Origin of the sequence: Pedobacter sp. PACM 27299 (genome assembly GCF_001412655.1) — a bacterium.
GTDB lineage: Bacteria > Bacteroidota > Bacteroidia > Sphingobacteriales > Sphingobacteriaceae > Pedobacter.
Genome location: NZ_CP012996.1, coordinates 3,413,160 through 3,436,855 on the forward strand (window position 1 = coordinate 3,413,160; position 23,696 = coordinate 3,436,855).

The 23,696-nt window shown below is 39.4% G+C and carries 20 protein-coding genes and 1 pseudogene; 10 read left to right on the forward strand and 11 right to left on the reverse strand.

Features of this window, described 5'->3' with window-relative positions; translation table 11 throughout:
• Positions 1–49: 49 nt before the first annotated feature.
• The 6 genes from AQ505_RS14395 to AQ505_RS14420 form a co-directional block, all read right to left on the reverse strand.
• Positions 50–1,624, reverse strand: a complete 1,575-nt coding sequence (locus tag AQ505_RS14395; RefSeq protein ID WP_082461541.1) for a sialidase family protein — start codon at positions 1,622–1,624, stop codon at positions 50–52.
• A gap of 174 nt (positions 1,625–1,798) precedes the next feature.
• Positions 1,799–3,040 (reverse strand): MFS transporter, encoded by a 1,242-nt coding sequence (locus AQ505_RS14400; RefSeq protein ID WP_062548823.1) that lies wholly within the window; start codon positions 3,038–3,040, stop codon positions 1,799–1,801.
• Between the two features lie 3 nt (positions 3,041–3,043).
• Positions 3,044–4,165, reverse strand: a complete 1,122-nt coding sequence (locus tag AQ505_RS14405) for a galactose oxidase (RefSeq protein ID WP_231634881.1) — start codon at positions 4,163–4,165, stop codon at positions 3,044–3,046.
• A gap of 49 nt (positions 4,166–4,214) precedes the next feature.
• Positions 4,215–5,144, reverse strand: a complete 930-nt coding sequence (locus tag AQ505_RS14410) for a dihydrodipicolinate synthase family protein (RefSeq protein ID WP_062548825.1) — start codon at positions 5,142–5,144, stop codon at positions 4,215–4,217.
• Positions 5,145–5,231: 87 nt separating this feature from the next.
• Positions 5,232–6,794: a SusD family outer membrane lipoprotein NanU gene (gene nanU, locus AQ505_RS14415; RefSeq protein ID WP_062551026.1), complete on the reverse strand. Its 1,563-nt coding sequence runs from the start codon at positions 6,792–6,794 to the stop codon at positions 5,232–5,234.
• 21 nt (positions 6,795–6,815) lie between these two features.
• The gene (locus AQ505_RS14420; protein ID WP_062548826.1) at positions 6,816–10,130 is read right to left on the reverse strand and encodes a SusC/RagA family TonB-linked outer membrane protein; all 3,315 of its coding nucleotides are present in this window, start codon (positions 10,128–10,130) and stop codon (positions 6,816–6,818) included.
• Positions 10,131–10,297: 167 nt separating this feature from the next.
• Here AQ505_RS14420 and AQ505_RS14425 point away from each other — a divergent pair, with 167 nt between their 5' ends.
• Together AQ505_RS14425 and AQ505_RS14430 are read left to right on the forward strand one after the other, a co-directional pair.
• On the forward strand, positions 10,298–11,002 hold the full coding sequence (locus AQ505_RS14425; RefSeq protein WP_062548827.1) for a FadR/GntR family transcriptional regulator: 705 nt from the start codon (positions 10,298–10,300) through the stop codon (positions 11,000–11,002).
• 22 nt (positions 11,003–11,024) lie between these two features.
• Positions 11,025–11,843: an ion transporter gene (locus AQ505_RS14430; RefSeq protein ID WP_062548828.1), complete on the forward strand. Its 819-nt coding sequence runs from the start codon at positions 11,025–11,027 to the stop codon at positions 11,841–11,843.
• Here the strand turns inward: AQ505_RS14430 and AQ505_RS14435 are convergent.
• Together AQ505_RS14435 and AQ505_RS14440 are read right to left on the reverse strand one after the other, a co-directional pair.
• Complete coding sequence (locus AQ505_RS14435; RefSeq protein WP_062548829.1) at positions 11,840–12,529, reverse strand: substrate-binding periplasmic protein; 690 nt, start codon at positions 12,527–12,529, stop codon at positions 11,840–11,842. The two genes, AQ505_RS14430 and AQ505_RS14435, sit on opposite strands and share 4 nt — an antisense overlap.
• A gap of 372 nt (positions 12,530–12,901) precedes the next feature.
• Positions 12,902–13,783: a YegJ family protein gene (locus AQ505_RS14440; RefSeq protein WP_062551027.1), complete on the reverse strand. Its 882-nt coding sequence runs from the start codon at positions 13,781–13,783 to the stop codon at positions 12,902–12,904.
• A gap of 152 nt (positions 13,784–13,935) precedes the next feature.
• Here AQ505_RS14440 and AQ505_RS14445 point away from each other — a divergent pair, with 152 nt between their 5' ends.
• Both AQ505_RS14445 and AQ505_RS14450 read left to right on the forward strand, forming a co-directional pair.
• Entirely contained in the window at positions 13,936–16,200 is a 2,265-nt protein-coding gene (locus AQ505_RS14445; protein WP_062551028.1) for a beta-N-acetylhexosaminidase, read from the forward strand.
• A 77-nt stretch (positions 16,201–16,277) separates the two neighbouring features.
• The gene (locus AQ505_RS14450) at positions 16,278–17,549 is read left to right on the forward strand and encodes a prephenate dehydrogenase (RefSeq protein ID WP_062548830.1); all 1,272 of its coding nucleotides are present in this window, start codon (positions 16,278–16,280) and stop codon (positions 17,547–17,549) included.
• 63 nt (positions 17,550–17,612) lie between these two features.
• Here AQ505_RS14450 and ribB read toward each other — a convergent pair.
• From ribB to AQ505_RS14465, 3 genes and pseudogenes are all read right to left on the reverse strand, one after another.
• Positions 17,613–18,215, reverse strand: a pseudogene (gene ribB / locus AQ505_RS14455) (3,4-dihydroxy-2-butanone-4-phosphate synthase); the annotation flags it as partial.
• A 95-nt stretch (positions 18,216–18,310) separates the two neighbouring features.
• Complete coding sequence (locus AQ505_RS14460) at positions 18,311–19,177, reverse strand: AraC family transcriptional regulator (RefSeq protein ID WP_062548831.1); 867 nt, start codon at positions 19,175–19,177, stop codon at positions 18,311–18,313.
• An 8-nt stretch (positions 19,178–19,185) separates the two neighbouring features.
• Positions 19,186–19,683, reverse strand: coding sequence for a hypothetical protein (locus AQ505_RS14465; RefSeq protein WP_062548832.1), 498 nt, complete (start codon positions 19,681–19,683; stop codon positions 19,186–19,188).
• A 196-nt stretch (positions 19,684–19,879) separates the two neighbouring features.
• On the opposite strand from AQ505_RS14465, the gene AQ505_RS14470 reads away from it, so the two are divergent.
• The 6 genes from AQ505_RS14470 (at position 19,880) to AQ505_RS14495 (ending at position 23,586) form a co-directional block, all read left to right on the forward strand.
• The gene (locus AQ505_RS14470) at positions 19,880–20,461 is read left to right on the forward strand and encodes a hypothetical protein (RefSeq protein ID WP_062548833.1); all 582 of its coding nucleotides are present in this window, start codon (positions 19,880–19,882) and stop codon (positions 20,459–20,461) included.
• A gap of 272 nt (positions 20,462–20,733) precedes the next feature.
• Entirely contained in the window at positions 20,734–21,048 is a 315-nt protein-coding gene (locus tag AQ505_RS14475) for a hypothetical protein (RefSeq protein WP_062548834.1), read from the forward strand.
• A 310-nt stretch (positions 21,049–21,358) separates the two neighbouring features.
• A complete protein-coding gene (locus tag AQ505_RS14480; protein WP_231634882.1) occupies positions 21,359–21,856 on the forward strand; it encodes a Crp/Fnr family transcriptional regulator in 498 nt (165 codons plus the stop codon).
• Between the two features lie 69 nt (positions 21,857–21,925).
• The gene (locus AQ505_RS14485; protein ID WP_062548836.1) at positions 21,926–22,504 is read left to right on the forward strand and encodes an NAD(P)H-dependent oxidoreductase; all 579 of its coding nucleotides are present in this window, start codon (positions 21,926–21,928) and stop codon (positions 22,502–22,504) included.
• Positions 22,505–22,691: 187 nt separating this feature from the next.
• A complete protein-coding gene (locus tag AQ505_RS14490) occupies positions 22,692–23,003 on the forward strand; it encodes a hypothetical protein (RefSeq protein WP_062548837.1) in 312 nt (103 codons plus the stop codon).
• A 136-nt stretch (positions 23,004–23,139) separates the two neighbouring features.
• Positions 23,140–23,586, forward strand: coding sequence for a hypothetical protein (locus AQ505_RS14495; protein WP_062548838.1), 447 nt, complete (start codon positions 23,140–23,142; stop codon positions 23,584–23,586).
• Positions 23,587–23,696 lie beyond the last annotated feature (110 nt).

The following is a 23,696-nucleotide window of genomic DNA, read 5'->3' on the forward strand; positions in this document are numbered from 1 at the left end:
CAAGAAACGCATCCAGGTAATCGGGTTTCCTGGATGCGTTGGTGATTCGTTATTTTAAAAGATCTTTAACCGGGATGCGTACAAAGTATAAATCACGTACACCTTCATATAGCAAACCTAAAGTCTCCTCATCAATTTTAGTTAGTGCTGAGTACCCGAAAGCATCTCTTTCGTCTACCAATAAACTGGCATCTTCCCAGGTTTCTCCAAGATCAAGACTCATTTTAATGGTCATGTCTTTTCTATCTTTTGAAGAGTTAGGATTACTGAAGAACAGTACATCTTTCATTTTCCCTTTTACTTTCACGCGGGCTTTAATAAAACTGGCCATACACACCGGGTCGATCAATGCTTTCACAGAAGTAGGATGTGTTTCCCAATTTAAGCCCATATCTGTAGTCGTCGCTACACTTCTGAATTTCCCACGGTTATCGCGCATATTCAGCATAATTTTTCCTGGTGTAGTTTCTACCAGCTGACTTTCTGTGGTATTTGATTTGGCCCCCACTCCTGCGTTCCAGATTTTACCATGATCTGCACTATAAATCAATGTAGAATGCGGCATTTTATTTTCATCCCAATATTGTGCAGGGAATACAATTTTACCATCTGCCATTGCGATTCCATTTCCCGGGCCAGGGAAAAACAGTCTCCATATTGGATTTTTCACCTGTGTGGTAATGCTGTATGGTTTTGTCCAGGTTAAGCCATCATCGGTACTGCTGGTTAGCGCAAATTGACCGGTTTCTTCTTCGGAAAGACCAGGGCCAGAACCTGCAATAGAGCGGTTGCCTTTGCTCCATAATGCAGCTACCCAAATGGTTTTTGTAACGGGATCGAATAAAACTGAAGGATCGCCAACGCCATTATTTTCATGAGGAGCCCCCATATCCATGATGATTTTCATGGGTTCCCAGGTTTTGCCACCATCTTTACTTCTACTCATTCCCACATCAATATTACCCGGCAGATCGCCACTATTTTTATAACGTGCATCATAAACGGAGATCAATGTTCCTTTATCTGTATCGATAATTCCGGGAATGCGATAAGAATTGACCCCATCATCATTAGGATTTCTGATGGCGATTCCTAATCTTTTGGCCACAACTGGCCCTTGGATACTGATTTTATGTTTTACATTGGCAACATCTATTAAATCTGAAACCTTTAGTTCCACACGGTCGTCGATATTTGCTTCTGGTTTTAAAGTAGCACTGATCCAGATCACTTGTTTCCCTGGAGCTAATTTACCATCAAGAGGAATGCGGAAGTTTTTTCCAGACACGACTACAGCGCCAATCTTTTTCTTCGCATCCAGCACTTGTTCTTTCTCTTTATTCTCCGTACTTAGATAAGCCTCCAAAGATTGAAGATCCTTCAAACCTGATTTATTTAGCGTACCTAACAGCGTTTTAAATGCTAGTCCTTCTATCGGAACTTCAATTTCCATGCGCCACAGCGGATTGATCGCTTTCCTTTTTAGAATTGGGTTTATGGTTTGCTTCGCGCTGATCTTTAAATCAATCGAATTGGATTGCACTTTTTGGCTGCTGGCGGTTAACCCAGTGGCTAATAAAAAAAGAGAAAGCGCGGCGCATTTGTAGTGTTGTGAAATCATCATGTTTAGTTTTATCGTGTTAAAAAGTTTCGGCTATTAAATAATGGTCATTAGCTCAGTTCCTTGGTATCGGCATTTATAGTTAAAATCTTATTTTATGATTTGGCCATGGCTCCAGGAGCTCAGCCTATTCTTGTTGGCGCTATCAATTATAGCTTAGCTGCTTCATCCCCATCATTAGGCATCGGCAAAATCATTGGCTACTGGTCTAAGGAAGTATAGCTGTACGAATAGCGCAAGGCAAACAATTCCGGCAAGCATTGCAAAATCTTGTCCCAGGTGTCCTGCATCTGAAGATTTCCCCAGGAGATCGGTAATAAATGCACCAAAAAACACACCGGTCATGTTCATTAGACCATAAGCTGTTGCGCGGTATTTTGAGGAAACAAACTGACAAAGAATCGGCATATTATTGGCATCAAACATTCCAAAGCCTAGTCCAAAGCAAAGTGCAGCGCCCATTACATGAAACAAAGAATGACCGAATCCTAAAAAGAGTAAAGAAGGAATCGTTAAAGCCAGACCAATTGCACTGGTATAAATTCGTCCTTTAATATTTTTCTGCACCCATCTATCCGAGAGAATTCCGCCAAATATCACGCCTACGAAAGAAGAAAAAGCAATTGTAATGGTCGATAAAGGACCAGCTGTGGACATTGGGATGTTCAGATTTTGAGCAAAAAGTGTCGGTAACCAGTTTTTTGCTGCCCAGCCTGGTAAACTTGGAATGGCAAAATAAAACAGGATAATCCAGAAAGAAATATTAGTAAAGAGAATAGCAAAGCCTTTAAAAATAGAAGGCTTTGCTTTCATTGTTATCTCATCATCCATTTGTACGCTTTCGCTAGCTTTTTTCTCTCTAAGAAAAAAAACCAGCACTAATGCATAAACCACTCCTACAATTCCAAAAGAATGAAAGGTGGCTTGCCAGGAAAATTTGTCGGCGATTGTTGCGCCGAAACCTCCCAATGCCTGGCCCATGTAAAGGCCAGTCATGTGGATTCCAATGGCCAGCGACCGGGTTTTCGAGGAGTGAAAATCAGCAATTAGCGACAATCCCGCAGGGATATATAACGCTTCACTCACGCCCATCAATGCCCGAAGCCAATAAATTTGGTTAAAGGTGGTTGCGTAACCCATTAAATAAGTGACCAAAGACCAGACGAACAAACTGCCAACAATCAGCCATTTCCGATTGAATTTATCGGCAATAATTCCAGAAACTGGGCTCATGAAACCGTAGATCCATAAGAAAATAGCCATCAGGTATCCGAAGTTTGTGGCAGATTGGAGTTCATGAATATCGATTTGCATTGCCGGCTTCATGGTAGACAGCATTTGTCTGTCCATATAATTTAATAGTGCCACCACCCACAATAATCCAACCACCACCCAGGCATATCTGTTTGTGTTTTTCATTTTCTAATCTTTAATTTTTCCAAGCGTAATGTTTGGTGTCCTGACACCAGGCTTAACCTCTCCGCTGGAAATAATGATATTATTGTTCCATTTTGTGGCCATGGCCGTCACCTGTGCAGGAAAAGGCAATTCGCCCAATTTTGACCAGGTATTTTTTAGGATATCGTATCGTAAAATCCCTTTGTAAAAACCTGCATGCTGAATACTTAACTGGTTCTTTTCAGCGGTTAATTTTGTTTTTTCAGCTGGGTCTTCTGTTTTTGCGATTCTGGAGAGGTACGTTTCTATCCGGTGGAAGGTTTTTCCATTGTCACCGCCAAAGACTAGAATCTCATTTTTTCCAAAAGCCAGACCTGTTCCTGCAGAAAAGTTTGTTACTTCTTTACCATCACTAATTGCTGCACCATTTTTCCAAACGCCTTTTTCAGGATGATAAATAAATACAGTGGAATGAAGATCGCTAATGCCTGAGGGTGTTTTTGTACGCCCGCCAATCACATAAATTAAGGATTTCTCCGCTACAACTACTGAATTGGCCAGTGCAACTGGCAACTCTGGCAATAGTTGCCAAAGTCCATCAGCTGAGCTTAAATCAAGGCTAAAAACCGCTTTGGAAGTTTCCTTTTCCTGATCTCCACCAATCGCGTATACCAGATTCCCAATATTGGTCAAGGCAACATTTGTTAATGCGACAGGTAAGTTGGCTAAAGGTTTTACGACAGGACTTTGCTTCGCCTGATCCCATTTGATTAGGAAAACCTGTTTAGATAAGCCTTTTTCATTCTCCCCACCTGCGTACACAATTCCAAATTTGGTGCTGATATTCCCGCAATAGGCGATCGCTTCCGGCAAAAATGCTTTTTGTATATTCCAGGAAAATGAATTCCCATTTTGCTCTAATAAGTGAATCTCATTTGAATAGTGTTTTTTTCCACCTTCCCAAGGCTTTTTGCCTGGAAAATTGGCGCCACCAGCAACAATCAGGCGATTTTCAAGAACGGCATTGATTGCTCCGGCAAAGCCGATAGAAGTTTGCCCATCGGAAGTTTGTAATTTAGCTGCAATAGACCATTCGATCTGCTCAGCAGTAGTTTTCTGAGCGAAAACGGCTGTTGTTGTCAACATAAGGGGGACTGATAGATAAAATAAGTACTTGCTCATCACATTAAATAGATTAATGAGCTGCTTTTGATTTAAAGTTATCGAAACCAACAGCGGCTACATCTTGTTTAAAACTCTCAAATTGTGCTGCAGTCATATTTTTTACAGGCAGTCTAAATTCACCGCAATCTACACCAACTAATTTTAAATAGGCCTTTCCAGTGGCAATACCGCCGTATTTACCTAATAATCTGATCATATCAATTGAAGTCTGCTGTAACAGCTGTGCTTTTTTCAAATCATTGTTTTGAAAAGCCTCGATCATATCATAGTACAAAGGAGCTGCATAATTAAAGGTACTTCCTACTGCGCCTTTAGTTCCTAAAACCAATGCGGAAAGCATATTCTCATCACGGCCCCACAACATATCATATTTACCATTTCGAAAATGGATACAAGATAGGAAATCCATGAAATCTTCATGCGTGTATTTTACTCCTGCAAAATTAGGAATCTTCCCATCGATAGCCTGCAACAGGTCGTACATGGCAAATCCTACACCTGTCAGTACTGGAATATGGTAATAATAGAAAGGCATCTCTGGTGCTACTGCTGCAATTTCAGCACATATTGCGGCCAGGACTTCTACATTTGCAGGTTTAAAGTAGAATGGTGCAGTAAAAGAGATGGCATAAAGACCAATTTCTTTAGAATATAAGGCCAGATCTTTACAATCGGCAACGCTGGTTCCCCCCAGAAACATCATTACCTTAAAATCCTTATCGCCACGTGTGCAATCTGCCCATGCCTTTGCGACTTCTTTTTTCTCTGTGTTGGTTAAGGATACGCCCTCTCCAGTAGAACCACATATAAATGCGCCGGTTACTTTGTTAGCTTTTAAAAATTGGTAATAACTTGGAATCAAGGCCACATTTAATTGTCCATTTTCATCCATTGGCGTAAATGGAGCAGCAATCAGGCCTTGTAAGTGTTGAATAGTCATTTTATATAGGGTTTAAAGAATAGAAATCAGGGAAGGATAATTAGGAGTGTCGACCATTACGGTCTCCACTCCTACACCAAATATTTATTAGAATTGTGAATAGCCGGTAGTTTGAACCAAGGCTTTATTGTTGGTTAATGTAGCTCGATCTACAGGCCATAATAACTTATAAGCATCGGCCGCTGTTATCGCGGTATTTGCATAGACAAAACTATCTCCCATACGTCTTAAATCGTACCAGCGCTTGCCTTCTCCAATAAACTCGAATAAGCGTTCTTGTAGAATTGCTTGTTTAATATTCGCATCACCAGGCATGTTAGGGAAGCCCTGAACAGCGGGATTATAATTTACACCATAAGCTCTGGCTCTTACCGCATTAATTTCGGCAGCAGGGCTTTCCCCCAACACTTCCTTAGCCTCAGCAAGTAACAACAGTAAATCTGCGTAACGATAAATAGGGTAGTCATTGGTATATTTTCTACTGGCGGCATCTTGCTGTCCCTGGAATTTCTTTAGGAAAACACCTGCCATAATATAATTTCCGGTAAGGGGCTTGCTATAAGCGGCTTGAATGGTTGCCAATTTACGGGTGTCTTTATCATTGAACATTCTATAAACACCAATTCTTATAGGTGCACGTAACTGACCAGTGTAATTATCGGTAGTGACATTAAATTTTCTATTGGCCAGAGAATCATAATAATTTGCAATTAAGCCCGTTTGAGGAGTAAATGATTCTGGAATAAAAGTCATTTCTGCTTCATTTAAGGCATATTTACTGGCCAGAATAAATTCAGCATTAGGTTTAGTAGAGAACAGATCTGCAAAGGGGCTGAGCGCAGAATTACTAGAAACAGTCACTAAATTTAAAGCTGGGACATTGGTTTGAATGTCTGTTAATGCTGTTTTTGCAGTAGTTGCATCCACCGAACCGCCAGTTCTGTGTGCAGTCCACAGGTAAACATCCGCTTTCAGCATTAAAGTCGCTGGCTTAGACCAGTATCCTTTATTGTGCTTAATCGAATAATCTGTACCAAAGTTCTGGATCGATAAATCTATATCCTCTTTAATCATTTTCATCACATCTGCTGCAGGCGAAGCTGCTTTAGCAAGGTTAAAAAGATCCAGGTTAGCCGCATCAATAAAATCAGTGATGATCACTGTGTTTCCCCAACTGCGGTACAATTGATAATAATAATAAGCACGCATTCCATAAGCGATGCCCAATTCATACTTTTTAGTCGCCTCAGTGACTACATTTCCGGTATTAAGCCTATGAATCAATAGGTTTAGCTGATTGATATTGCTGTAGAAAGTACCGTAAGTAATCACTCCGGCGGCATCCAGCGTTAAAGTCTGCAGCCACATACGTTCTAATCCTTGTGACGCTTCACCAGTAAAAGAAGCACTGCTGCCTGGATCGTTCCCGAATATACCGGATCTCATCTCGCCAAGAAACATAAAATTCTTACTGTGTCCACGGAATTTACTATGAATTCCTGCTACAAAAGCATCATACTGGTCGCTGGTTTTCCAGAAAGTATCATCACTCAGGTTGCTGATTGGTTTTAAATCCAAACTTTTCTTGCAAGCTCCAAGACTGCATACAAGTAAGGCAGCTGCAATTATATTTTTATAGTTATTTTTCATGATGTTTATCATCTAGGTTAGTTAAAAGGAAACTTCAAAGCCAAACACAAAGGATCTTGCAGTAGGATACGCGCCTAAATAAACGCCGGTAAGTTTGTTATCGGCATCTAAAGGTGCTTCCGGAGAGGATCCAGTAAACTTGGTGATGTAGAAAAGGTTAGTTCCTGTCGCATAAATTCTTGAATGTGATAAGATTTTAGATTTTGCCATTAGTGATTTTGGCAGGCTGTAAGAAAGTGTCAATTCTCTCAGCGCCAGATAATCACCTTTTTCATACAGCAAGGAGTTGTTTCCATTCAAATTAGCCGCTGCATTATTTGCTCTTGTATAATTTTGTTTAGAGCCTTGTACCTGATCGGCATAATACACCTTAGGAATATCAGTAACAGTATTATTTGGGTTCCATGCGTCTTTGATCAAATCCGTATAGTTAAATGTTCCCTGATAGTTTCCAAGTGTACGGGCTAACAGGTCATTGTAAACCGTATGACCTAATGCAAACTCAAATCTGGTATATAAAGTAATTCCTTTATAAGCTGCAGTCGCATTAAAACCACCAGTCCATTTTGGTGCAGTATTTCCTAAATATACTTGATCTCTTGAATCGATAATATTATCACCATTTACATCCAGCCAGTTGACATCACCAGGTTCAATTCTACCTGATCCGGCACTGCCTTTTGGTAAGTTTATTCCGGTAACATTCGCAATGGCATCAGTTCTATTACCTGCAATGCGATCTACTTCTGCCTGATCTTTAAAGATAGATACCTGTTTGAAGCCATAAATATCACCGATTGACTGACCTTCCTGAAGACCTCCTACCCATTTCAATTGTCCAGATTTAGCGTCATACACCTGCAAACCACCTTGTCTGTTGTTTTCATTTCCATTGAAAGGAAGTTTCAACACCTTGTTTTTCACATAACTGGCATTCGCACCCAGATTTAACGTAAAACCGGCTGTAGTGCTCAATACCCTTGCATTTACAGCAAACTCATATCCTTTATTCTGTAGGGTACCAGCGTTTGTTTTTAGTGGCGGATAACCGGTATAATCAGGCAGTAGTAGATTTGTTAATAAATCTGATGTTCTACGGTCATAATAATCAAACAATAAAGTAATTCTATCCTGTAATAAACCAAGGTCTAAACCTGCGCCTAAAGTCTTGCTGCGTTCCCATCTCAGATCCTGATTGGCTAATTTATCATGGAAGAATCCACCAGCACCATCATAATTTGCTGGAGAAGTGTATACACCCTGTGTTTCGTATCTGCCCAAACCAGCAATGTTACCATTCACACCATAACTCAATCTAGGTTTTAAAGTAGAAACATATTTATTGATGCCTGAATTCACATAGAAATTCTCTTTTTGAACATTCCATCCTGCGGAGACACCAGGGAAATAACCCCATTTATGTTGATCAGGTAAGCTGGAAGCGCCATCTGCACGAATTACTGCTGTGAATAAGTACTTCTGATCAAAATCATACGCAAATCTTCCGAAGAAGGAATTGATGCGGTAAACGGATTTATCACTGTAATTTGCTTTTTCTCCATTTACTGTTGCGGGAAAAACGGTAGAAGCATTGATGGTAGGAATTTCATCTGTTGGAGCATTCTGTCCATACAACTGAGAATTATTGGTTTTAATCTGGAAGGTTTCCGCGCCAGTCATCGCTGTAAAATTGTGTTGATTTAAGGACTTATTATAGTTTAAAATACCGTTAAATTGAGTCTGAAAATCTCTTCTTAACTTGTTGATCGCGTCCCTGCTGCTGCTGTTTAAGGACTGCGGACTAGCGAAAATATTGGTATATAGCTGTGTAGATTTCTGAAAAGACTCATCTTTTCTATCTAAAAGGTATGCATTTGCTGTTCCTTTGAAATATAAGCCCGGTAATAAATCCCATTTCACAGAACCATTTACCACTACTTTATTCACCTCATTGTGTCGGTCTAGTCTACCCAACCAGTATAATGGGTTACCATCACTGGCACTATTTCCAGGATTTGGCTGTGTTTTAGCTTCATCAATCCATGGGTTAAATGTTGGCCAGATTGCCATACTTCTGTATAGTGAATTAACTTCACCACCAATTGTACCCGTTTGAGACGAAGTAGAAAGTGTAGTACCTCCAGCAATTTCGATGTTTGGTTTGACTTTATAAGATCCGTTGATATCAGCTGTGTATCGTTTGTATTGAGAACCTACGATTACACCATCTTCATTATAAGAATCAAAAGCGGCAAAAAATTTACCTTTGTCATTTCCACCATTTGCACTGATGTAATGATCTTTAGTATAAGTATTTCTGAACACCAAGTCTTCAATTTCACCACCATGATCTTTAAACATGATTTGATTGCCCTCAGCAAATGGATCATTCATCACTTCCCATCCAGCTGGCAATATAGTAGTGCCTGGAGTATAAGACCTGATGTCGAAACTAGCCAGATTGGCTGCATCGGTTAATAGGCCTAATCCTCTAGAACCATTCACTTGTGCCAATGTTCTACCGGCATTCTTGTACCCCAGACGGGTATAGTAAATATAGTCTTTAGCATCTAAATAGTTATAGCCCTCTCTTCTCACATTGTAACCACCAGTAAATTTATACTTAATCTCTGCAGCACCTGCTGACCCTGTCTTGGTGGTGATCAGAATTACGCCGTTGTTTGCTCTGGCACCATAAATTGCGGTTGAAGCTGCATCTTTAAGCACTTCCATTGATTGAATGTTTTCAGAAGAAATGTCATCGTAATCCCTGATTACCCCATCTACAATCACTAATGGAGTTCCTGGAGAATTGATAGAAGCACCGCCTCTTAGAAATACAGTTGGACCAACACCTGGCTGTCCGCTTTTACTAATTGCCTGTACGCCGGCAATGGTACCTTGTAAAGCGGAGCCCACATTGGCACGTGGAGCATTTGCCAGCACTTCTTTATCTAGTTTTGCAATAGAGTTAGTAACGGTACGGCGGTTTTGCGTACCATACCCCACCACTACCACTTCATCAAGATTGGCATTGGCTGGTTTCATCACTACTTTTAAATTGGTGTTATTGCCTACTTTTTGTTCTTGAGTTAGGTACCCAACGTAAGTAAACACGAGTATGTCGTTTGAACTAGCTTCGATGATGAATTTTCCATTGACATCTGTTTGCCCACCCGATTTTGTTCCTTTTATTGAAATGCTGACGCTTGGAATCCCTTGTCCGTCATCTTCGCCAGTAACCGTGCCGGTTACCTTTTTGTTTTGTGCAAATGCGCCTATAAAGGAGGATAGGCAGCACACTAAAACAACTGTTTTTAGGTAAAACTGTTTCATACTATTGGTTTTTGGTTAGCATTATGTTATACATAATACCACTAAGTTGAGATAAATATTATTTGAAAGCAAGAATTATTTATGATTTTTTTATTGGCATTTTTGATAAACCGCTTTATTAGTGTTAATTTAGAGGTATACTCTCACAATTTATTATTATACATAATATGGACAGCAGCATAGTGAATACATTTATCCAGATGGATACCAGCAGTTTGGTAGATAAGGTAGAAGCCAATCTTGTACAGTTACTGGTAGACAGGAAGTTGAAAATCGGAGATGTCATTCCTACAGAAATAGATTTATCAAAAAATCTTGGCGTAAGCCGCACCGTTACCCGCGAAGCTTTATTGAGATTAAGAATGAGGGGGCTAATAGAGACGAAAAAAAAGAAGGGCTCTGTGATTACCAGCCCAGATATTTTCAGCATCATAGGTAAATCCATGGATCCACATTTACTGGATCAGGAAACCTTAAAAGAGATCTTTGAAATGCGTCTTGTTTTAGAGATAGGCATGGCTGATTTTCTCTTTCAAAACATCAACCCTGAACACATTAAAGAGCTAAAGGAAATCGTTAAAAATGAACCTGACACCTCCGAAGATTACGTTTTTCATATAGATCATGAGATTACCTTTCATGGGAAATTGTATGAAATCACTGGAAATCAAACTTTAAAGAAGTTCCAAAAGCTATTACTTCCAGTTTTTGATTACGTACATAATAGTGGATTATTAAAGAAACAGGCAACCATCAAGAAATTCGTTTCCCACAAAGGCCTTGTGGATATCCTGGAGAACGGCTCTCCAGAACTATTTAGAAATGCGATGCGGAATCACCTGGAGAATCACTTTTTAAGAATTTTCAGCTAAATCCTTGAAAGAGGAACAAAATATGGAGAAACAGAAAAAACAGGATTGGCGGGAAAAGCTCCATGAAATTATTTATGAGTCTAACACTTATGCCGGTAAAGCATTTGATGTCGCCTTACTGATTGCCATCTTTGCCAGCATTCTGATTGTGATGCTGGATAGCGTAAACGGCTATCATCAAAAGTATGGTGGGTTATTCTCTATTATAGAATGGACTTTCACTGTTTTGTTCACCATAGAGTATATCCTGAGGCTCATTATTATCAAACATCCTATTAATTACATCAAAAGCCCATTGGGAATTGTGGATTTACTGGCACTGATTCCTTCCTATCTGAGTGTAATTTTTGTTGGCGGACAATCTCTCCTTGCCCTTCGCGCCTTAAGGTTACTTCGTGTATTCCGAATTTTCAAACTGGGAAGATACCTTTCGGAAATGAAATTCCTAACCGTAGCACTCCGGGGAAGTATGCGAAAAATCAGCATCTTCATGCTTACAGTACTGGCTCTTGTGGTTGTTCTTGGTTCTATTATGTATTTGGTAGAAAATCGTGAGAATGGATTTTCCAGCATCCCTGAGAGTATTTACTGGGCAATTGTGACCATTACTACTGTTGGTTACGGGGATATTTCACCTGTTACCCCTTTGGGGAAATTTGTAGCTTCTTTAATCATGCTCACTGGTTATGCCATTATTGCCGTACCCACAGGGATTATTACCACTGAGATGGCTGTTGCCGCCAGAAAGAAGGGTTTTCATCATGAAGTTTGTCCGGGTTGTGGCCGGGAAGGCCACGATGACGATGCTAAATACTGTAAATATTGTGCAACAAAACTTTAGAATTCCATACCAGAAAACCATTTCTGATAAAGTTGATCATAAATTCCGTTCTCTCTAAGCAATTTCAAAGCCTCATTGAGCTGGTCTTTCAATTCAAGGTCTCCTTTTTTCATAGCAATGGCATATTGTGAATCAGTACCTGGTAAAAACAGTCCGATTTTTAACTTTTCATTGTTTTGCAGAAAACCATTGGCAATTGGTGAATCATCAATTAAGGCATCAATTTCGCCAGATTCCAATTGTTCGTATAGTTCTTTATTGGTGTCAGCGTGCACCATATTTGCTTCAGGAAATTTAGTATGCACATGACGTTCTGCTTCTGCCGCAATCCTTACTCCAATTCGTTTCTCTTTAAAATCCTTTACTTCATTGATCTGCACATCAGCAGCAGCCACTACTGCGCATAACCTGAAGTGTAAATAAGGTTCTGTAAATTCAAGGATGTGTTTACGGGTAGCAGTCATCGTTACTGCAGAGCAGATCAAATCCAATTCACCTTTAAATAATTTCCCAAGGATTTTCTTCCATAAAGAAACTTCATACTGTATTTCAAAATCAAGTTGCTTGGCAATTTCGCTAAGCAGATCTACTTCAAAACCTTCAAATCTTTCAGAATTATAGTCTGAGTGCATTGGGAAGGGTGCGGCAGAGTCTAAACCGACTTTTAATACTCTCTTTAAGGCCATATTCAATTGGGGGATTAAGGGTTTAGGCGCGGCTAATTTACGATTGTAAAAGCAATTTATTCCTATACCAATTATAAAGAATGTGATGCTGGTAGAGATACAGCGGACAAAACCAAGATAAGGCAATGAAAAAGAGTCGGTTATTCGGAATGTAAAAAAAACAGTAACGATATCAGTCGGGGGTATTAAAAAGAATCATTACCTTCATACCATATTTTATTATCAACTTTAAATAGCAATACGTATGGTAGCTTTCTTACTTTCGCTTGTGGTGATCATTATGGTGTCCGCATATTATCTATCCTTTATTAAAAGACCTGTAGATACAAGCGATCCTCATTAGTTATATTTTACACATTGCTTTCTAGTATTTTAGGAAGCAATGTTTTTATCGTACACTCCTATCACTTTCCAACCTTGGCTGGTTTTAATGGTCAGCAGTTTTTGTGTACTCACTACTCCATTAGGAAAAGTACAGACTTCTGTCACGATACAGGCATCCTCATTAAATTGCTCCCTTTTAGTAAATGCACGCTTTGCATGAGATAAATCTGGCATTCCACATTTCTGCAGACTTTCTATATAAGCGGCCTCCAGCACTTCTGACGTTTCCTGAATCAGGTCAAAATCAGCCATATTGACTTCCCCCAAAACCATGCGCGCTTCTTCCCGGAAATCTTTACAAATAATTGCTGCCTGGAGATCTTTGTTTGTGTAAGCTTGTTCTAAAGCAGTGATGGCTCCTTCCGGTGTATTAAAGTCCGGGATAAAATGATCTGCTCCGGCATCTATGGCAATACCGATGGACTCATCAAAGAATTGTTTTTCTACCTGCGGCAGTCCATCGCGAATTGCCCGAATGGTATATCCGCCAAGTAAAGTGCCTTGTTCTACAATCATCCAATCAGAGATTAAAGACCTGCCAACTCCAATTTCCTGTCCCAATTTTATGTTTTTCACCTGAATCGGTTCATTGCCCACTTTTCCATAAAAGTTTCCTTCCTCATCAAAATCTGGCGCTGATAGCCATAGGTGTTCTACACGCCCCTCATCCTTTACCTTTACTTTTATCGAAAAATAATCCTGACCTAAGGTTGGTCTTTTCAGGTGTTCCTCAAAATACCACAGTGTTAATCTTGCTTTTTCTGTTGCCCAACTCAGCTCAGCAGCTTCTCTGGGAATATACCCGAGACCAAATTCTTTTTCTCCTCCTGTTGACTTGCCTTTTCTAAAAAATGACGATAAGAAACCCATGAGCGTGTAATTTTTGGTTATATAAATATAATTATTTCTTTTAAAATTAATAAAATAAATTTGATGGTTTCTATCGAAACTAAATTTAATGGCAGTTTCTTTTGTCCTTATAATCCGTAAATTTGGAATACACAAACCTGAAACCAAAAATCATGAATACGACTAAATGGGCTGCAGCCCTTTCTTTTGCTGCAACATTATATTTAACACCGCAAATTACTTACGCACAGGATTCTTTATTTATCATTCCAAAACCACTTGTTCAGTTAGCTAAAAAAGGACACTATATATATACTACCCATACAGACGTTTTTGCAAATCCCGATTTTAAAGAAGCGGCAGCACTGCTGAAGGAACATCCTTACCTAAAATTTGAAGAAGTAAAAATACTTAAAAATGGTAAGCACCTACCAAAACAAGGCGTTGCTTTACTGAAAGCTGCTAAAGATGATCCCCTAGCCCAGGATGCTTATCGCCTGGAAATTACACCATACAGAATTGTGATTACTGCACATCAGCCGCAAGCATTACTTCAAGGCATATCGACATTACGTCAGATAGCCTATACCAGAAAAGACACTAAATCTCTGCCTGCAGTATGGATTGAGGATCGACCTGCTTTTGGCTACCGTGGATTAATGCTCGATGTATCGCGTCACTTTTTACCCCTTAGTTTTTTAAAAAAATATGTTGATCTTTTATCTATATATAAGTTAAACACTTTTCATTGGCACCTCACAGATGGTGCAGGATGGCGCCTAGAGATAAAAAAATACCCGGAGCTGACTCGATTTGCAGCCTGGAGGACTGATGCCAGCTGGAAAAACTGGTGGAACAACGGCAGGAAATACGTTGAAATGGGGAACCCAAATGCTTCGGGTGGCTTTTATACTGCTGAACAAGCAAGAGAGTTGATTGCTTATGCTGCTAAAAGAGGTATCACCGTGATTCCTGAAATTGAAATGCCGGCACATAGTGAAGAGGTACTTGCTGCCTACCCTAATTTATCATGTTATGGTCTTCCTTATAAAAATTCAGAATTCTGTATTGGTAATGAAGATACCTTTAAGTTTCTGGAGAATGTGTTGGATGAGGTTTTGGAAATATTCCCTTCTAAATACATTCACATTGGTGGAGATGAAGCAGATAAAACAGCCTGGAAGCAATGTCCAAAATGCCAGAAAGTAATCAAAGATTTTGACCTGACAGACGAACATGGTCTGCAAAGTTATGCGATCAAAAGAATGGAGGCTTACCTGAGCAAGAAAGGAAGAAAATTAATTGGCTGGGATGAAATTTTAGAAGGTGGCTTAGCCCCAGATGCGACAGTGATGAGTTGGAGAGGCGAAAAAGGCGGTATTGAGGCGGCTAATTCAGGACATGATGTGATCATGACACCGGGTTCGCACCTTTATCTGGATTCTTATCAGACCAACCCAATCGGTCAGCCGGAATCCATCGGTGGTTACCTTCCTTTGAAAAAGGTATACAGTTACCAGCCTATTCCAGCGGAAATTGAGCTTGCAAAACAAAAACACATACTAGGCGTTCAGGCCAATGTATGGGCGGAATATATGCCAACTTCCAATCAAGTAGATTATATGGTTTTCCCAAGAGCAATTGCACTTTCGGAAGTAGCCTGGACTCCAGAAAGCCGTAAAAACTGGGATGATTTTCAGGCCCGTCTACAGCAACATTATCGATTATTACAGCAATTTAATGTCAATTATTATCCGCCATCGAATAACCTGAGTATCCTATCCAGCTTTGACATGGCTAGTAAATTAGCACGGGTGACCATCAATTCAGAGCAATTTCAGCCAGAAATCAGGTATACAATAGACGGCAGTATACCGACCGTCAATTCACCAATATATAAAGATGGTATTTCCTTAAACCATAGTGGAACTGTAAAAGCAGTAATTTTCAAGGACCAGCTTCCTATAGGGAAAGTACAAGAACTGGAAATAGATCTGCACAAAGCGATCGGAAAAAAAGTAACCTACAATAATAAATACAGCAGTAATTATCCGGCACAAAAGGAGCTCACATTGGTAAACGGGCAAACTGGAGATTTAACTTATGGAGACGGACAGTGGCAAGGCTTTTTAGGGGACCTGGATGTAACAATAGACCTGGAAAATCCTCAGGCATTACAGCAATTGAAAATGAGGTATATGCAGCTGACCGGACCAGGCGTATACATGCCTGCCTACGTTAAAGTAGCACTTTCCAATGATGGAATCAGCTTTAAAGCACTTCCACAGATAGATAACGACGTGCCTTATACGGATGATTCATTAAGGTTTAAGACTTTCATTTTTGACCTTAAAGGCCACACCGCACGTTATCTTCGGATTACCGCAAAAAATGAGAAAAAAGGATTTATGTTTAGTGATGAAATCGTTGTTTACTAACGATAAATAAAGACATGTGATGTGCGTCATTTTGTAATCCATCGGAATTTCGGTTATTTGTATCAAGAAAAAATTTTATGAATGTAGGAATCATTGGTCTGGGCGATATGGGGAAAATGTATGCCAGAGGTTTTGCCAGGGCAGGATATTCCGTATATGGTTCAGATCTCCCGCAAAGGCGGACACAACTGGAAGAAGAATTGAATCCTTTAGGCATTTCCATCCTTTATGATGGCAAAGAAGTGTCACGCATCTGCGATGTGATTTTTTATGCGGTAGAATCTGAACGGATTGAAGAAGTACTGGGATGGTACGGCAGTTCTACGAAATATGGAGCTATTGTGGCCGGGCAAACTTCTGTAAAGCACCCTGAGATTATGGCATTTGAAAAGCACCTGCCGAAAGATGTACATATCATCACCTGTCACTCCCTTCATGGCCCTGGCTTTGATCCTGCTGGACAAAAAATGATCGTGATCCCACACAGGACTACAGCGGAAGCTTACCAGCGAATGACGGACCTCCTCTCCTGTTTAGGCTCAGAAATGGTTGAAATGAAGGATTATAAAGATCACGACCGTATTGTTGCTGATACGCAGGCAGCTACGCATGTTGGCTTTGAAAGTATGGGTACTGCCTGGGCTGGTGCAGGTTTTTTTCCTTGGGAAAATGCTTCTTATCTGGGCGGAATAGACAATGTGAAAATTCTGACTACCTTGAGAATTTTTAGTTATAAAGCACATATTTATGCGGGACTCGCCATATTAAACCCTTTTGCGCGTCAGCAGGTAAAACGATATGCACAGTCGGAATCTGAGCTTTTCAAAATGATGATCATGGAAGAAGAACAAGATTTCAGAACCAGGCTTTATAAAGTACGGGATTTTGTTTTCCATGAAAGCAGAAAACCATTGTTGCTGGATGATCAAATCATGAGGGAGTTCTCCCTTTCTGCCAGTCCAGGAGTTAGAAAAGCAAATTCCCACCTTAGTTTATTGAGTATGGCAGATGCCTGGTATCATTTAAATACCAACCCTTATGACAATTTGATCTGCCAGACTCCGCCCTTTCGCCTGCGACTTGGGATTGTAGAATACCTTTTCCGCAATGAAGAACTGTTGGAGGAGTCGATCACTGCGGCTTTATTCGATAAAAGCATACGTGCAGACGACCTCGAATTTCATTCCGCAGTACGCGAATGGACTTCTATTATTGGTTATGGGGATATGGAAGGTTATAAGCAGCATTTCGATCAAGCCAAGCTGTTTTTCAAAGATCGGTTGGAGCATGGGCGTGAACAGAGTTCTCAAATGATAAAAAGATTATCTGATCAAACCTATTTACCTTAAAAACCCTTTATCTTGTAAATGCGGGGCGGGTTTTTTAGCTCAGCGATTTTTTTGCTTCTGTAGGTAACCAATAAGGTCTTCGATAGAAACGATTTTCAATTGATATTTTGCTGCAATTTTCATCAGATCTGGCATCCGTGCCATTTCTCCATCTTCTTTCAGGATTTCGACCAATACGCCAGCTGGATTCATTCCTGCCAAACGTGCCAGATCTACTGTAGCTTCCGTATGTCCTGGTCTGGCCAATACACCGCCCTCTGCAGCACGTAATGGAAAAATATGCCCCGGTCTTCCCAAGTCAAAACCTTTAATTTCAGGATCGATTAAGGAACGGATGGTTTTGGAACGATCAGAAGCAGAAATCCCGGTGGTACAGCCCTTACCTAATAAATCCACAGAAATGGTGAAACTGGTTTCGTAAGCGGCAGTATTCTGTTTAACCATTTGATGAAGTTCAAGTTCATCACAACGCTGGGCAGTTAAGGGTGCACAAACTAATCCACGGCCATGAGTGACCATAAAATTGATAACTTCTGGACTTGCATTTTCCGCGGTGCTGATAAAATCACCTTCATTCTCCCGATTTTCATCATCTACTACAATGATCACTTTCCCCGCTTTTAATGCTTCAATTGCTTCAGGAATAGTATTCAGCTTAATTTCCATGCTATCTTATCGCTTAATTTTTATTTGCAAAGGTATCTCGAAAACATTTCAAATTTTAGGATAATGCGAGCCTTTATTGGCACTTTTAATTACAACTAATCCATTTTCAGCTTACGAAAAGCAGCTGGACTCAAGCCTTCTTGCTTCTTAAACTGTCTGGAGAAGTAAGAAAAGTCAGTAAATCCTAGTTCAGCAGCAATCTGTCCTATACTCAGGTGACCATGGATCAGCATTCTTTTGGCTTCCAGTAACAGGCGTTCTCTTATGGTTTCACCAGCTGTTTTTCCGGTAATTACTTTTACCAATTCATTGAGCTGCGCCGTTGTGATAAACAGGGTGTCCGCAAAAAAGGAAAGCCTAGTTTCCTCTTTATAATGGCATTCTACCAGTTTTTTAAATTGTTTAACCCTGATCACCTGTAGATTATCCTTTACTGCATCAGGTGTTTCAGCAACCATTCTTTTGATTTGAAAGAGGAAGGTCAGGAGTAAATGACGGATTACATGTGCAGAACGGTCCGCTCTTGCGGTTTCCAGATGGAGCATATTTAGAGAGGCAAAAAGTCCATTTAATTCTTTTTCAACCAATGTGAAAGCCGGCTTAGTGTAAGTGTTTTCCATAAAAGAGAGCCCTTTAAGTACATCCTGGCCACCATTGCCTAAGGCTAAGAAATCCTCCGTAAACATCACGCTATACCCCTTTATATCTTCTTCTTTTTCCAATTCGTGAATTTGTCCTGGAGCGATAAAGAAGATCGAATCCAGGGACAATTCAAAAGAATGCTGGTCTATAGTATGCAAAGATGGTCCCTTTTCCAGCCATAAAATTTCATAGAAACTATGTTTATGCGGCCATGCCATATTTATAGGCCGCCCAACGTTTTCAAATCTATCCATGATAAACTGATTCGGAATCGTACAAGGGGAGCTGAAATCTTCAATATGATAGGTTGTAATCATCATACAGCTGGTTAATATTTAAATGGAGTCCAGTGAATCAGCTTTCCTTTAAAGTTTCCACCAAAATAAGCGAACAATGCTGCAGCATCCGAAAAACCGTCGTTTACAGCAAATTCCTGCAAGACTGAGTCGGTGAATAGCTGTCCATCAATGCGTAGTCTGAAGGGGCTATTTTCTTCTTTTTTAATTTCAATATGTTGAATATGCTGACAAATTAAAACTGGAGTAAATTGAAATTCTTCAGCGCTATCCTGATTAATTACCATGGTGATTTCCATTCCAGAATGCCATAGATCATCTGCATCTCTGCGAATGGTATGTATTTTTGGTTCCAGAAATTCAGTATACTGATCTCCATCCCAACTTCTGTTGAATTTTTCTAAATGACGCTGTAAGTAGCGGTAATAGTCACCCTCCATATGGTCGGACAGATTCATTAAACCTTTCCATATTTTTTCAACAAAGTAATTAGGTTGGTCTTGAATGACCGTTCCAAAAGGTAATTTCATTAGAATAAGATTTATTTCTACTTCCAAAGGTACTAAGATATTTTACGAAGGCTATTATATGAGCCAGAATCAAGGAAATCAAGTTTTTTGAACAAAACACTTAGATCAACAATTTCCATAAAGTACTTGTTAATAGGAGTTTTTAAAAACCAAACCCTTTATATATTGTTACCTAAATACATTTAAATCCTATATCATGAAAAAATTATGCTTAACAATTAGTTTAACTATCGGCCTGCTTTATGGAGCATCGGCACAGATACAAAAAGGAAATGTAATGATGGGTGCCAACATTTCCGACATCAAATTTGGCTTAGACAAACCAAATGTCTTCAGTTTAAATATCAACCCAAAAGCCGCCTGGTTTATACAGGATGGTTTGGCATTAGGTGGAGATGTTAATTTTGGGCTTGCTACGGCAAAAGGTGCAGGAACGAGCATCTCTTATGGTATTGGTGCTTTGGGAAGGTATTATGGGTCAAAAGGTACAGATGAGGTAGTTAAAAACTCTAAATTCTTTGGAGAGGCTACTGTAGGGGTAAACGGAATTAACCCGGCAGGATCAGGAGGCTCTACTAATGGTCTTGGATTTAGCTTCGGCCCTGGCTTTACCTATTTTGTAACCCGCTCTATTGGATTAGAAACTTTACTAAAATACAATGGAATCGTAGGTTTTGGAAGTAGTGCTTATAGCCATACCTTAAGTTTAGGTGTTGGTTTCCAAATTTATTTACCTGGCAGGAGTACAGCTAGAAAAGTGGAAAATGACATGAAATAAATAATTACTTAATCATTTACATTTTTAATAAACAGGCCTGCTTTTTTCAAAAGCAGGCCTGTTTATTAATCAGAAAAACCCGGTTATCTCTTGATGTACTACATACTGCTTCTATATCCCACAAACTGTGGAATAATGCTACAGTAAACTATTGCACATAAAACCATAATACACTGTTTTTCAGGTATATGCCACAATTCATCATTTACGGCCTTATTTTTAAACTTACTCTAAGCGTAATTCATTAGAATATTAACTGAAACACAAGAGATATGAGAAAGATCATTTTATCAGCAGCATTTTTAGCTTTCGCAGGAATGACAGCAGCAAACGCAACAGAAGTAAAAGAGCCTTTAGCGATTACAGTTAAACAAGATAGTACCACTAAAGTTCCAGTAGAGTTGGCTGACTTGCCAGAACCGGTTAAAGCAACTTTGCAAACTGAACCAGTAAAACAATGGACACCAACAGCAGCATTTCTAGTAACTAATGCCGATAAGTCAAGTTATTACCATATCGATATTAAAAAAGGTGATGAAACTGCCGCAGTAAAATTAGATAAAGACGGTAAGCCCGTTAAACAATAATACCAGCAATGGTACCTAATAATTGAAGCAATATTTTTACAGGAAGAAGCCGGATTACTCCGGCTTCTTCTTTGCGGTTGTTTTTATAAACGAAGTACTAATTTCGTTAGCGTATTCTTTTAGGGTGGTTCGTCAGACAAATTTTGTTATTTGCAATTATTCAGGTATCATTTGCTGGCGTTTTTCCTGTTTTATGATATATTTGATGCCTGTACTCCTTTAGCTATGTATTTCAATACAGATGATTCAAGAATTTTTAACCTCATTTCAACTTTTCAGTCCAGCAGAAATTAACCAAGTGATAGCGCTGATGAGGCCAAAAAAATTACAAAAAGGCGATTTCTTTATTCAAGAAGGAAAAATATGTAAGGAAGTTGCTTTTCTAAATAATGGCATTTTGAGAACGTTCTTTCGTTCGGAATCCGGGGAAGAAACGACCTATTGCATTACTTTTCCAGGAGCATTAATGACTGCTTATTCCTCTTTTATCACTGCTAAACCCACCTTAGAAAATATACAGGCCTTAGTACCTACTGAAATACTGCTGATCCAAAAAAGTGATTTAGACCATTTATCGAGCACCAATCCCAATTGGAGCAAATTTTTAAAGCTTATTGCCGAACAGCAATACCTGGAATTAGAAAAAAGAGTTTTCCAATTCCAACAGGAGAAAGCAAAAAAGCGATATCTGGATCTGCTGGAGCATCAACCAATTTATGTGCAGCAAATACCACTACAATATCTGGCTTCATATTTAGGCATCACCTCAAGACACCTCAGTCGCCTGAGAAAGGAGATTTCTTTTTAGACATTTGTCCTAAATCAGGGCGCTGCTGCTCCTTACTTTTGTACTCCTACTATTTCACAATTGTACAAAATGAAAAACATACTTATTATAAATGGACACCCTAATCCGGATAGTTTCAACCATGCACTAGCAGCAGCATACCGAGCTGGTGCTTTAAAAACGGGGGCATCTATCACTGAGATTAATATTTCAGCACTCATTTTTGATCCAAATCTTGCTTATGGCTACACTAAAAGGATCGATCTCGAGCCGGATTTATTGGAAAGCTTAGAAAAAATCAAAGCCGCTAACCATTTGGTTTGGATACACCCGGTTTGGTGGGGAGGTTTGCCTGCAGTCATGAAGGGCTTTATCGACCGCTTATTTTTACCAGGTCTGACTTATCAATATCGTGAAAATTCCCTTTTCTGGGATGGATTATTAACTGGAAAAACAGCCAGGATCATTACTACTATGGATCAGCCTGGATGGTACTACCGTTTGGTATATGGGAGTCCAAGTATCCGCCAGCTAAAAAAAAGCACTCTGGAATTTTGTGGCATCAAGCCCGTTAAAGTAAGCACTATTGGGATTATTAAAACCGCTAGTCTGAAACAGCGACAAAAATGGCTCGATAAAATCCATCTTATGGGACAAAGACACAAATAATATTTAAGAATTCATTTAAAAACGCATCATTAAGCCACAGAGTGTAGAACATCTCTACAGTTAAAATTCAGCCAACCATTATAACATCATGAATACCAGCGTTATGCCAAGAAACATGCTTTATGGCATCATTATGAATCATTATTAAATATAATTAACAAGAATATTTAACTGAAATACATAAGATATGAAAAAGATCATTTTATCAGCAGCATTTTTAGCTTTCGCAGGAATGACAGCAGTAAACGCATCAGAAGTGAAAAGTCCAGTAGCAATTACTGTAAAACAAGATAGTACTACAAAAACTCCGGTTGAATTGAAAGATCTTCCAGAGGCAGTTAAAACAACTTTGCAATCAGAACCAGTAAAAGCCTGGACCCCAACTGCAGCATCGCTGGTTACTAATGCTGACAAAACACAATACTATGAAATTGAGGTGAAGAAAGATGCAGAAACTGCAGCGATCAAAATCGGTGTTGACGGAAAGATCATTCAATAACCGAAAATCAACAATATAATGTATGTTTAAAAAGGGCTGGAGAAATCCGGCCCTTTTTCCTTTGTTATTATTTAATAATCTATTACTAAAGTTGAAAAGCATACTCAATAAGATGTAGCTTTAGCAAAAAATAATTATGGCCACAGAACTGCAGCAATTAAGCACAGGAAAATATTTGTTTTTTGGAAAGCCTGTACAACAGGAAGGACAAAATGTGATGGTTGCCGGCTTTAGCGCTAAAGCGATTGGCATTCCCAATAATAAATTGGGAGTTGCTGCCTCCATCCAAGAATATGATATCAGTCTTTTGATTTCTAAAAGATCTACTCATCTGATTGAAGAAAAACTTATAGAAGCTCATAAACTGTACACTTGGCCAGCAAATTTAGGTGACCCAAAAGCCTGGGCTTCCAGTAAATATCTATTTTTTGAGCAGCATTTAATAAATCAGGCCATCGAAGTATTAAAAGTATCGGAAGATCATCAAATTACCTGGAAATTCATCCCCCTCTCCTTCTTTCAGACTGCAGTAAAAGAGGCTCAGGCAGTTACCCTGCTTTTCAGCATTTTTCCAGAATTATAGTTTTTCTGAGTTTGACAGAAATGTTAAATTAATGCCATTTAACGGTTATACTAATGCCATAAGCCATTATTAGATGTTTAAACTCTTTGTTTAAAGCTTAGGTTTGTGAA

Coding starts and splice junctions, on each gene's coding strand:
- AQ505_RS14395 (WP_082461541.1), bottom strand. CDS start 1,624: ATGATGATTTCACAACACTACAAATGCGCCGCGCTTTCTCTTTTTTTA.
- AQ505_RS14400 (WP_062548823.1), bottom strand. CDS start 3,040: ATGAAAAACACAAACAGATATGCCTGGGTGGTGGTTGGATTATTGTGG.
- AQ505_RS14405 (WP_231634881.1), bottom strand. CDS start 4,165: ATGTTGACAACAACAGCCGTTTTCGCTCAGAAAACTACTGCTGAGCAG.
- AQ505_RS14410 (WP_062548825.1), bottom strand. CDS start 5,144: ATGACTATTCAACACTTACAAGGCCTGATTGCTGCTCCATTTACGCCA.
- nanU (WP_062551026.1), bottom strand. CDS start 6,794: ATGAAAAATAACTATAAAAATATAATTGCAGCTGCCTTACTTGTATGC.
- AQ505_RS14420 (WP_062548826.1), bottom strand. CDS start 10,130: ATGAAACAGTTTTACCTAAAAACAGTTGTTTTAGTGTGCTGCCTATCC.
- AQ505_RS14425 (WP_062548827.1), top strand. CDS start 10,298: ATGGACAGCAGCATAGTGAATACATTTATCCAGATGGATACCAGCAGT.
- AQ505_RS14430 (WP_062548828.1), top strand. CDS start 11,025: ATGGAGAAACAGAAAAAACAGGATTGGCGGGAAAAGCTCCATGAAATT.
- AQ505_RS14435 (WP_062548829.1), bottom strand. CDS start 12,529: ATGGCCTTAAAGAGAGTATTAAAAGTCGGTTTAGACTCTGCCGCACCC.
- AQ505_RS14440 (WP_062551027.1), bottom strand. CDS start 13,783: ATGGGTTTCTTATCGTCATTTTTTAGAAAAGGCAAGTCAACAGGAGGA.
- AQ505_RS14445 (WP_062551028.1), top strand. CDS start 13,936: ATGAATACGACTAAATGGGCTGCAGCCCTTTCTTTTGCTGCAACATTA.
- AQ505_RS14450 (WP_062548830.1), top strand. CDS start 16,278: ATGAATGTAGGAATCATTGGTCTGGGCGATATGGGGAAAATGTATGCC.
- AQ505_RS14460 (WP_062548831.1), bottom strand. CDS start 19,177: ATGATGATTACAACCTATCATATTGAAGATTTCAGCTCCCCTTGTACG.
- AQ505_RS14465 (WP_062548832.1), bottom strand. CDS start 19,683: ATGAAATTACCTTTTGGAACGGTCATTCAAGACCAACCTAATTACTTT.
- AQ505_RS14470 (WP_062548833.1), top strand. CDS start 19,880: ATGAAAAAATTATGCTTAACAATTAGTTTAACTATCGGCCTGCTTTAT.
- AQ505_RS14475 (WP_062548834.1), top strand. CDS start 20,734: ATGAGAAAGATCATTTTATCAGCAGCATTTTTAGCTTTCGCAGGAATG.
- AQ505_RS14480 (WP_231634882.1), top strand. CDS start 21,359: ATGAGGCCAAAAAAATTACAAAAAGGCGATTTCTTTATTCAAGAAGGA.
- AQ505_RS14485 (WP_062548836.1), top strand. CDS start 21,926: ATGAAAAACATACTTATTATAAATGGACACCCTAATCCGGATAGTTTC.
- AQ505_RS14490 (WP_062548837.1), top strand. CDS start 22,692: ATGAAAAAGATCATTTTATCAGCAGCATTTTTAGCTTTCGCAGGAATG.
- AQ505_RS14495 (WP_062548838.1), top strand. CDS start 23,140: ATGGCCACAGAACTGCAGCAATTAAGCACAGGAAAATATTTGTTTTTT.